Consider the following 10,401-nt stretch of genomic DNA (forward strand, 5'->3'; position numbering starts at 1 on the left):
GCTCGGTCGCGCTGCGCGCCGACGGCTCCCTGGTCGCGGGCCTGGCCAACGGCAAAGTCCTGCTCGCCGACGCCGACGGCACTGTGCGCCACACCATTTCGGGCCTGTCCTCCGCCGACGCCATCGACACCACCGACGACGCGACGGTGGTGCTCGACCGCCGCCAGACCGCGCTCGTGCAACTCGACGGCACCCGCAAACTCGGCCTGTCGCTGCGCACCGGTGACGGCGCCACCAACATGATCGGCGACCATTTCGGCCGCCGCATGGTTACCGACACCGCCGGTGGGGAACTGCTGGTCTACACGGCTGATCCCTTGGTCCTGCACCAGCGTTTCCCGGTAGGCTCCTCTCCCTACGCACTCGCCTACGATCAGCGGTTGGAGACCGTGTGGGTGACGCTGACAGGCAGCAACGAAGTCGTCGGCTACGACTTGTCGACGGGTATACCGGTAGAGGTGGGGCGCTACCCGACGGTGCGCCAGCCCAACTCGGTCACCGTCGATGACCGCACCGGTGACCTGTTCGTGGGATCCGCGACCGGAGACGGTCTGCAACGGATCGCAGCGGACCAGCGGAAGAGAGGGCAGTGATGGCTCGGGCCTCACGATCGGCGCACCAATCGCGCACATTACCGGAGGGCTGGGAGGAATCCAGCGACGAATGGGAATACGTGCCCCTGCGGCTGCCTCCGGGCATCAACAGGGTCACGACCGCCATGCGTCTGTCCATCCACGCGGAATACGGCGGCTGGGAGCTGTCGCGGGTACGCGCCTACACCGACGGCTCCCGCCGAGTGTTATTGCGCCGCCGCAAGACTCCCCTGCTATCCCCGACACCCGAGGCGGTGATGTAACCCCCTATGTATGAGCGCCTGTACGCCCTGTTGCTGAAGGTGATGTTCCGGCTGCAACCGGAAACCATCCACCATCTGGCCTTCGCCGCCATGCGGCTCGCGACCCGGTTCACCCCGGGCCGCGCCCTGTCGCGCGCGTTGCTCGTCGCCGACGACCCGATCCTGCGCACCCGCGTATTCGGCGTGGAGTTCCCCGCGCCCCTGGGCCTGGCCGCCGGCTTCGACAAGAACGCCGACGGCGTCGACGCCTGGGGGCCACTGGGATTCGGCTACGCCGAGATCGGCACCGTCACCGCGCAGGCCCAGCCCGGCAACCCCGCGCCGCGACTGTTCCGCCTGCCCGCCGACCGGGCGCTCATCAACCGCATGGGCTTCAACAACTTCGGCGCCGCCGCCGCGGCCGGCCACCTCGCCGCGCGGCTGCCCGGCGGCGTCCCCATCGGTGCCAACATCGGCAAGACCAAGGTCGTCGAACCCGAAGACGCCGCAGGCGACTACGCCATCAGCGCCAAACTGCTGGGCCCGCTGGCCGACTTCATGGTCGTCAACGTCTCCTCCCCCAACACCCCGGGCCTGCGCGACCTGCAAGCCGTCAGCTCCCTGCGCCCCATCCTGCAAGCCGTCCTCGACACGGTCTCGGTCCCGGTCCTGGTCAAGATCGCCCCCGACCTGTCCGACGACGACATCGACGCCGTCGCCGACCTCGCCGTCGAACTCGGCCTCGCCGGCATCGTCGCCACCAACACCACCATCCGCCGCGACGGCCTCAACACCCCCGCCTCGGAAGTGGAACCCATCGGCGCAGGCGGCCTCTCCGGCCCCCCGGTCGCCGACCGCTCCCTGGAAGTCCTGCGCCGCCTCTACTCCCGCGTAGGCGACCAACTCGTCCTCATCTCGGTGGGTGGCATCGAAACCGCCGACCAAGCCTGGGAACGCATCCGCGCCGGCGCCTCCCTCCTCCAGGGCTACACCAGCTTCATCTACGGCGGCCCGTTGTGGCCCAAACACATCCACCGCGGCCTGGCAGCCAAGCTCCGCGAACACGGCTACTCGAACCTCTCGGAAGCCGTAGGCGCAGAACACAAAACCCGCGCCTGAGGATCGAGTCGGCCTTCTGCCGCCCTCGGCATCACCTTGCCGTTTCGTCGGACGCACCGACCTGACCGGTCTTATGGTTGGTGCGAATGACGATGCAGCAGAACCTCGGTGGTAGCAGCGGGGCCGACACGGCCGCGCAGGACAACGATGTTCGGGCGGTCCGCGACACGCTGCTGCAGTTGCGTAAACGTACTGGCCTGGGCGGGGATCGGGCCCGCCCGGTCGACCTCGACGCGCTGCTCGGATTGGTCGTCGTGCGCCGCTACGCCCACCTCAGCGGAGCCGATCCGGAGACCGCGCTGCCGCACGCTGTGCGCTACGTCGCTGGCAGGCTCGATGCGGCAGAACGCTTGATCGTCGATGTGGAACTGAATCTGGGTATGCTCGCCGACCGGTTACCCGAGGACATCTGCTCTCAGGTCTACGGCCCGGATCTGGGCCCACGGCGAGAGTTTCTGGCCCAGTACTGGGCGGATCTGCACGATGTGCTCGGTGTACCCGTAACTCGTCAGGTGCGCAGCGAACGCGCGCTTCGGGGTCGAGTCGAGGAGATCGCGTTCACCTCTCTTGCCCGCGGCTTGACCCGCGAGTCGGTCGTGCCCATGAGCGAGATCCTCTCGGCGACAACACGTCCAACCGCCGTCGTCATCGGTGACGCGGCCTGGGATTACATCTGGCACGTTGAGGCAATGCCGCGCGACGGTGAGTCCCTGTACGGGAAATTCTCCGACCACCCCGGCGGAAAGGGCCTCAACCGTGCAGTGGCCTTGGCGCGCCTCGGGGTGGACGCCCGACTGTTCGCCGCGGTTGGCGACGATGACGCGGGCGGCGCGATCGTCGAGTATCTGAGCAAGCGCGGCGTCGACACGAGTCTCCTACGCGTCCGGCTCGGCCCGACGCCGACCGCCTCGGTGATCGTCGGCAAGGACGGATCGACCGCCTCGATCGCGGGTAAGGCAGACCGGATCCGATTCGACGCCCGCGACATCGCGGACGTTCCGATCACCCGCGCCCTCCTCGACGCCGATGCCGTGCTGCTGACCTTCGAGCAGAGCGAGCAGTTGTTGTCTGCGGCCTCGGCGGCCATCGCCGATCGTGCGGAGCGGCCATGGCTGTTCGTGAGCGCCACTCCACCCCAACCGTTCCCTACGCAGCTGCCCGAATATCTGAAGGCCGTGGACTACCTGATCGCGACTGTCGGCGAACTCGCCCGCCTGCGGCCCGGTATCGATTCGGCAGAGGTTGCGCGGCAACTGGTGCGCCACGGTGTCGGTTCGGTTGTGGTCTTGGACAAGCATTCTTGCGCCATGTACTCGGCCGACGCTCTCGAAGTCGATCCGGTGCGGACGTACCTCGAGTCCAGCCTCCCCTGCTCATTTGGTGCGTCATCGGCATTCGTCTCGGCGTTCATGGCCCGATTGATGACCCATCCACGCCCTACCGACGTGGCTGCGCGCTGTCGGGCGGGTGTCGAGCACCTCGAATGGGCCGCCGCAGCGATCTCTGCACGAGCGACGATGGTGCCGAGCATCCCCGACTCCATACCGACTCGCGAGGCAATCGATCGTCGCCTCGACGCCTCCTAGCCTCGGTGTCGTGGCCGGGCGCCCGCATGCGCCAAGTGGGGCCCGGTCCGTCGTTCGGCGGTAGCCGTGGCCGGTGATGGAATCTGCTGCGGCGCTGCGGTATCCGCCACGTGCTCCGGGGGCGGATCGAGATGCAGCCGTTCGGCCAGCCGCACCGCCAGCAGAATGACCGCCCGATCCACTCCGATGCCCAGTCGGGCCGCATGGATCGCCGCCCTGGCCTGTGCCTGCTCGTCGTAGACGATCGCCGGATCGGACAGGATCTCATCCAGCTCCATCCCGGCCTGAGCTTGCTCCCTCGAAAGGCGTTGCCGTGGAAGCCAACTCAGCCGCCATTCCTCCTGCCCGAGCCTGCTCAGCCGTACCGCGTGCTCCGGACTGAGATCACTTTTCATCTCCCGCGCCGTGATGTCGATGGTCATGCGTTCCTCCCTCGGGCGGTGCACGCGGCCGACAGGATCACTGCCCGCTCACGCTGTGGTGCGCCCGTCGCGGTCGATGTCCCGCGCCGAGCTGCCTGCTCCCTCATCGGATGCTGAGCGGTAGCTATTTCATCGATCTTCCCGCCACAATCCGGTCTGTCGAGTCGCTCGTCACCCTCTTCTCCACCGATCGCGCGTCGGCAATGAAGTAGTTGACGGCGAGCGTGGCCATCCCCTCGCGTGGTCACGCCGACCGCCGCCTCAATAGGATGAACACCGCCTGCTCCACCGGAATCCCCAACTCTCCGGCACTGGCGACCATGCGGCCCTGCGCCTTCTCATCGCGGGGGTACCCGGCGGCGACGCTCTCGGCCAGCACCATCGCCGCCAATGCCTGCGCCCGCGTGAGCAACCGATCAGGCAACCAGCTGCACCGCCAAGCCAACGTCCAGCGATCCGCCACCCGCACCACACTCTCATCGGTGATATCGCTGGTCATGCACCAGTCGTCCGTCGTATAGATCGTCATGCTTCCCCCGTTCGACCTGTCTCCGCGCCAACACGGCGTGGGCTCGTTCCATATCGATCCCCAGTTCGGCCGCCACGGCCCGCGCCCGCCGCCACGCCTTGTCGGTGGCTGCTGGCATGCTGATCAGCGTCTCGGTGAGTTCCATTGCCGCCGTTGCTTGTTCGCGAGTCAAAACGATGTCCGCGTGCCAGCTGAGCCGCCACCCCGGCTCGGGTCCGCCGGGCACGTGCTCGGCGCACTCGGCGGTGAGACTCGTCGTGATGGAATGCCGGGCGTGATAGAGGGTCATGGAGGCCTCCGATGGGTCCGGGAGGCGTCACGTCCGAAAGGCGGTTGTGTGACGGCTTGGACGATCTGGTCGATGGACGTGCGTGGCGGTGAATCCGCCTACCGCACTTGGACATTCACCTCGAGATCGGTGCCGCGGTCATCGCGGGCTCGGCGGGTGCGCCGCAGGCTGCTCCGGTTCACGAGAACGATTCCGTTCATCGGGTACCTCCCGGGAGCTGCTCGTCCGCTCGGACCGCGATACTTTGCCAAGTCTAGGATGGCATTTGGCGCTTCCGAATCGTATTTTGACGCTGTCACAATTAGATTGCCGTTTTCCCGAACGTTCAAACCCGGTCGGTTCTATGGTTGGTTCGAAGTGATGAGTTGGTGCCGATGACGATGCAGCAGAACCTAGGGGGCAGTAGCGGGGCCGACACGGCCGCGCAGGACAACGACGTCCGCGCCGTCCGCGACACGCTGCTCCAATTGCGCAAACGCACTGGTCTGGGCGGTGATCGAGCTCGTCCGGTCGACATCGACGCTCTCCTGGGACTGGTCATAGTGCGCCGCTATGCCCACCTGAGCGGTCTCGAACCCGAGGCGGCTCTGCCACACGTCCTGCGCTACATCACCGGAAAGCTTCCTCCCGCTCAGCGATTGATCGTCGATGCGGAGTTGAACCTCGGCATGCTTGCCGACCAACTGTCGGTCGAGGTCGCCGAGCAGCTCTACAGCCCGGACCTGGGTCCGCGGCGCGAATGCCTGGCCCAGCGCTGGGCGGACCTGCACGGTTTGCTCGGTGTGCCTGTCGCTCATCGGGTGCGCAGCGAGCGCGCTTTGCGCGGTCGGCTCGAGGAAGTCGCTTTCACCACGCTCGCAAGGGGATTGACCTATCAGTCGGTCATTCCCATGAGCGAAATCCCGTCAGCAATACCCCGGCCTACCGTCGTCGTCATCGGAGACGCGGTCATGGACATGATCGTCGAAGTGGACGCTTTCCCCCGGCCTGGAGTGGACATGTGGGGGGACTTCCGCCGCTGCCCTGGAGGGAAGGGCCTCAAGCGTGCTGTGGCGCTTGCGGGATTAGGCCTCGATTCGCGACTGCTCACGGCGATCGGCAAAGACGACGAGGGTATCGAGATCCTGGAGTATTTGGCGGACCAGGGCGTCGATACCAGCCTCGTCAAGGCGGTGCCGGGCGCGAGTACGCCTGTCACGATCGCGATCGAGACTGACGACGGCACCGAGTCCTCTTATATCGCAGCCAAAGTAGGCCGGATTCAGCTCACCGCCGCTGACTTCGATGTCGCTTCCAACCTACAAGCGATCAGCGATGTCAAAGCGGTCTTGCTGACCTTCGAACAGAGCGTCCCGGTCATCGAGCGGACGCTGGAAGTGGTTGGTACGCAGAAGGATGCCGTGGCGCGGTCGAAAGCGCCGTGGTTGATCGTGAACGTGCGCCCGCAGCGTCCGCTCACCCATGCGATGAAGGTCTATTTATCCGCGATCGACTATCTCGTAGGCTCACCGGACGAACTTGCCGCGCTGCGTCCGGACTTGTCGCCCGATTCGGTTGTCTCCTGGCTTCTGCGGCGGGGCGTCGGTGCCGTCTGCGTACTCGAGCGATCTCGGTGCACGGTCCATCGCGCTGATGTCCGAACCCAGGAAGTTTCGCGTTTCGCCAATCCGCTGCCACTGGTCGCGGGCGCGGCCTCAGCGTTCCTGGCCGCATTGACCTACCGGGTGGTCACTCGAGACGGTGACGCGGAGACCGATGACTTCGAATGGGCAACAGCGGCGATGGCGGACCTGATCTGGCGAGTTGCGCAGGCACCCCGAGGCCGGAGTGTTGCGGACACGCTGTCATCACCGGACCGGATCGACGCCATTGTCGCCGGTGAACCGGACGCTGACGCGCCGGGGTCGGATGACACGGCATGAAACCACTCATGGCGAGGCCCCTAGGTATAGCATTCTCGCGGCCCGGCGTGTGACCACTGGATGCGGGCAAATGCGGTGCCTATCGTCCCCGACCGGAGGATCGCTTGACGACAGCGAAAGTGCCGCTGCGGCACGATGAGACCGAGCATGTGTTCACACGCCACGGCCGCAGTATCACAGTACGGGTGATTCCACTCGATCCGGACGGAATTCCCGGACATGCCCTGATATTTGGCGACGTCGGACCGAACTGCCTGGTCCGAATCCACTCTCGGTGCCTATACGGTGACGCGCTGCACTCGGACGACTGCGACTGTGGACCCGAGCTCGAGCTCGCCCTCGACATGATCCAGGCCGAGGGCCGTGGCGTCCTGTTCTACCTCGAACAGGAGGGTCGGGGCGCGGGACTGGTCGGCAAGGCGCGCGGCTACTCGTTGAGTCAGCGAGAGCGCCTGAATACCTTCGCCAGCTATGAGCGACTTGGCTATTCCCCCGACTCACGCACGTACACACCCGCCGCGAAGCTGCTGCTGGACCTTGGGCTCTTGTCCGTTCGCCTGCTGACCAACAACCCTGACAAGGAAGCAGAGTTGCGAACCGCGGGTATTGCGGTTCGGCCAGTTCGACTGCATATAGTGCCCCGCAACCCCTGGGTAGATCAGTACCTTCGGGACAAGCGCGAGTTTCGAGGGCATCGGCTGCCGCAAGGCTATGGTGCCAGGCGCGTCATGCACACCGGCTCGACGGCCGGCATCGGCGTGACATTCGGTGGAATATGTTCTGTCGCATCGTGTTTGGTGTATCCGGGGGCTGGAGTTGGATGGGCTCTACCGATGATTACGGCAGCTGCGGCGATCGCGGGCTTGGCGGTCGGACGCTGGGGTCCGCAACGAACCCGAATGCTTCGTGCACGCGCACGCTTGATCGCAGGCCGGATGTTCGGGTCCTGAACTCTTCGAACAATCCGTCTCGTGAAATCGACCGCTCGGCCATAATTGCCAAAGGCAGGGCGGCAGGCGGTGTATGCGTGAAAGAGCTTCAGGCAACTGCACATTCGCTGTTTCGTAAGGGGCGCGAGTTGCGGGTGCGGGTGGAGGAAGTGTGCGACGAGACCGGAGTTGGGCACATGCTGATCTTCGGGGAACCGACCGACGGATGTCTGGTGCGTATCCACTCCAGCTGTCTCTATGGTGATGCGCTCGATTCCGACGATTGCGATTGCGGACCCGAGCTCAAACTGGCCATGGAAATGATCCAAGATGAGGACGGGCAGGGCGTCGTCATCTATCTCGAACAGGAGGGGCGCGGCGAAGGCCTGGCGTTCAAGGCCATGGGTCTGCACGTCGGGGAGGAGACCGGCGCCGACACTTTCGACGCCTATCGCATACTCGGCCATCCCGAGGACTCCCGCACCTACGACCATGCCGCCGCCGCGCTCGCCGAGCTGGGCTTGCGGTCGGTCCGGTTGATGACGAACAACCAGGACAAAGTCCATGCCGTCGAGAACGCCGGGCTGGTCGTCGAGATGGTGCCGCTCGAGACGAAGCCGCGCAGCGAGCGCGCGGCGCTGTACATGGCCGCGAAAGCCAAACGGCGTAGCGCCTATTCACAGCTTCCCGCCACGGATCGGTAATTTCGGCCACGAACGTGACCGAAGCCGCCCACGACACAATCAACACATTCTGGTTACGATGAGTGAGCCGCGCCACAGCTGGCGTGTGTTCATCGCGTGATGGGGTTGGTCGGGAGTTGCCGGCGGTGGGGTTCGCGCTGGTGGGCGCGCGGGTGGCGGGGTACCGCGAGAGGCTACCGGGAAAAGGGTTATGACGACTGATATCGGGTTTGCGCATGCATCGGGCACTACTGTTCACACGATTCCGCAGGCGTTTCAGCAGACGTTGACGTTGCGGCCGGGGCAGGTGGCGCTGCGGACGGTCGGGGGGACGCGGCAGATCACCTGGCGCGAGTACGGGGAGCGGGTGCGCAGCATCGCGGCCGGGTTGGCGGGGTTGGGGGTGGGGCGCGGGGACACGGTCGGGATCATGTTGACCAATCGGCCGGAGTTCAATCTGGTCGATACCGCGGCGCTGCATCTGGGGGCGACGCCGTTCTCGATCTACAACACCAGCTCGCCCGAGCAGATCGCGCATCTGTTCACCAATGCCGAGAACAAGATCGTGATCACCGAGCCCGCGTTCCTGGACACCGTGCGCGGCGCGGGCGTCGAGCTGGAACACATTGTGCTGGTGGAAGGTTCGGCCGCGGGCACCTCGACCCTCGATGAGGTCGAGGCCGCACCGCAGGAAGGCTTCGACTTCGACGCCGCCTGGCAGGCCGTGCAGCCGCAGGACGTCGCGACCCTGATCTACACCTCAGGTACCACCGGCCCCTCCAAGGGCGTGGAGCTGACACATGCCAATGTGGTCGCCCAGATCGTGGGCCTGGTCGAGGGTCCGCTGACCGTCGGCCTCGACGACCGTTCGGTGTCCTACCTGCCGGCCGCCCATGTGGCCGACCGCATTTCGGGCCACTGCGCCAACCTGTTCACCGGCGTGCAGATGACCTGCGTGCCGGATGCGTGCGAGATCGCCGCCGCCCTGCCCGACGCCCGCCCGACCGCGTTCTTCGGGGTGCCGCGCGTGTGGCAGAAGATCAAGGCCGGGATCGACGCCAAGCTCGCCGTCGAGGCCAGCCCGGTGAAGAAGGCCCTCGCCAACTGGGCGCTGAGCGTCGGCGCGCAGGCCGCCCGCGCCGATCTGGCCGGCAACGGCCGCGGCGCGCTGCTGGACGTGCAGCACAAGCTCGCCGACGCACTGGTGTTGAGCAAGCTGCGCCGCGCCCTGGGCTTCGACGAGCTCAAGGTCGCCGCCTCCGGTGCCGCCGCGATCCCGCCGGAGACCCTGGAATACCTGCTGGGCCTGGGCTTCACGGTGACCGAGGTGTGGGGCATGTCGGAAACCTCCGGCGTCGGTACCTACACCCCGCTGGCCAAGCCCAAGCCGGGCACCGTCGGTGTCGCGTTGAAGGGCTTGGAGATCCGCCTCGGCGAGGACGGCGAACTGCTGGTGCGCGGCCCCATCGTGAGCCGCGGCTACCGCAAGATGCCCGACAAGACCGCCGAGGCCCTCGACGCCGACGGCTGGCTGCACACCGGTGACGTCGCCACCATCGACGGCGACGGCTACGTCAGCATCGTCGACCGCAAGAAGGAACTCATCATCACCGAGGCGGGAAAGAACCTGTCTCCCACCAATATCGAGAACACCGTCAAGGCCGCGTCCTCGCTGGTCGGTCAGGTGGTGGCGATCGGCGACAACAAACCGTTCATCGCCGCGCTCATCGTTCTGGACCCCGACACCGCCGTGGTCCGCGCCAAAACCCTCGGCCTCCCCGACGCGGAACTGAAAACCCTTGCCGCGCACCCGGAGATCGTCGCCGAGATCAAGGCCGCCGTCGCCACCGCCAACACCAAACTCGCCCGCGTCGAGCAGATCAAACGCTTCACCATCCTCGACCTGGCCTGGGAGCCCGGCGGTGACGAACTCACCCCCACCCTCAAACTCAAGCGCACCCCCATCGCCACCAAGTACGCCACCGAGATCGCCGCGCTCTACCTGACCCCGGCCCCCGACGGTGTCGTCGACATGAAGTAGCCGGAACGACCTGTGGGCCTGGACGAGAAGTCCAGGCCCACAGGTC

At 66.1% G+C, this 10,401-nt stretch carries 11 protein-coding genes; 8 read left to right on the plus strand and 3 right to left on the minus strand.

The window, feature by feature from the left end:
- From ACWELQ_RS26000 to ACWELQ_RS26015, 4 genes are all read left to right on the plus strand, one after another.
- Positions 1–593 (plus strand): YncE family protein (locus ACWELQ_RS26000; protein WP_452399661.1); only part of this gene is annotated, 593 nt, incomplete at its 5' end.
- Positions 593–856: a DUF5703 family protein gene (locus ACWELQ_RS26005; RefSeq protein WP_452399662.1), complete on the plus strand. Its 264-nt coding sequence runs from the start codon at positions 593–595 to the stop codon at positions 854–856. The genes ACWELQ_RS26000 and ACWELQ_RS26005, both read left to right, overlap by 1 nt.
- Positions 857–874: 18 nt before the next feature.
- The gene (locus ACWELQ_RS26010) at positions 875–1,954 is read left to right on the plus strand and encodes a quinone-dependent dihydroorotate dehydrogenase (protein WP_452399671.1); all 1,080 of its coding nucleotides are present in this window, start codon (positions 875–877) and stop codon (positions 1,952–1,954) included.
- A gap of 86 nt (positions 1,955–2,040) precedes the next feature.
- A complete protein-coding gene (locus ACWELQ_RS26015; protein ID WP_452399663.1) occupies positions 2,041–3,540 on the plus strand; it encodes a PfkB family carbohydrate kinase in 1,500 nt (499 codons plus the stop codon).
- Here ACWELQ_RS26015 and ACWELQ_RS26020 read toward each other — a convergent pair.
- The 3 genes from ACWELQ_RS26020 to ACWELQ_RS26030 form a co-directional block, all read right to left on the minus strand.
- Positions 3,537–3,962, minus strand: coding sequence for a hypothetical protein (locus ACWELQ_RS26020; protein WP_452399664.1), 426 nt, complete (start codon positions 3,960–3,962; stop codon positions 3,537–3,539). The genes ACWELQ_RS26015 and ACWELQ_RS26020 overlap by 4 nt on opposite strands.
- Positions 3,963–4,206: 244 nt before the next feature.
- The gene (locus ACWELQ_RS26025; RefSeq protein ID WP_452399665.1) at positions 4,207–4,461 is read right to left on the minus strand and encodes a hypothetical protein; all 255 of its coding nucleotides are present in this window, start codon (positions 4,459–4,461) and stop codon (positions 4,207–4,209) included.
- The gene (locus tag ACWELQ_RS26030) at positions 4,439–4,780 is read right to left on the minus strand and encodes a hypothetical protein (RefSeq protein WP_452399666.1); all 342 of its coding nucleotides are present in this window, start codon (positions 4,778–4,780) and stop codon (positions 4,439–4,441) included. Before ACWELQ_RS26030 ends, ACWELQ_RS26025 begins: the two co-directional genes overlap by 23 nt.
- A 374-nt stretch (positions 4,781–5,154) precedes the next feature.
- Here ACWELQ_RS26030 and ACWELQ_RS26035 point away from each other — a divergent pair, with 374 nt between their 5' ends.
- The 4 genes from ACWELQ_RS26035 to ACWELQ_RS26050 all read left to right on the plus strand — a co-directional run bounded on the left by ACWELQ_RS26035 (position 5,155) and on the right by ACWELQ_RS26050 (position 10,355).
- Positions 5,155–6,702, plus strand: a complete 1,548-nt coding sequence (locus tag ACWELQ_RS26035; RefSeq protein WP_452399667.1) for a carbohydrate kinase family protein — start codon at positions 5,155–5,157, stop codon at positions 6,700–6,702.
- A 104-nt stretch (positions 6,703–6,806) separates the two neighbouring features.
- Positions 6,807–7,652 carry a GTP cyclohydrolase II gene (locus ACWELQ_RS26040; protein WP_452399668.1) on the plus strand — a complete coding sequence of 282 codons (846 nt, stop codon included), beginning with the start codon at positions 6,807–6,809 and terminating at the stop codon, positions 7,650–7,652.
- 77 nt (positions 7,653–7,729) lie between these two features.
- Positions 7,730–8,335: a GTP cyclohydrolase gene (locus ACWELQ_RS26045; RefSeq protein WP_452399669.1), complete on the plus strand. Its 606-nt coding sequence runs from the start codon at positions 7,730–7,732 to the stop codon at positions 8,333–8,335.
- A 190-nt stretch (positions 8,336–8,525) separates the two neighbouring features.
- Positions 8,526–10,355, plus strand: a complete 1,830-nt coding sequence (locus ACWELQ_RS26050) for an AMP-dependent synthetase/ligase (RefSeq protein ID WP_452399670.1) — start codon at positions 8,526–8,528, stop codon at positions 10,353–10,355.
- Positions 10,356–10,401 lie beyond the last annotated feature (46 nt).

This window comes from Nocardia sp. NPDC004722, from assembly GCF_053601505.1.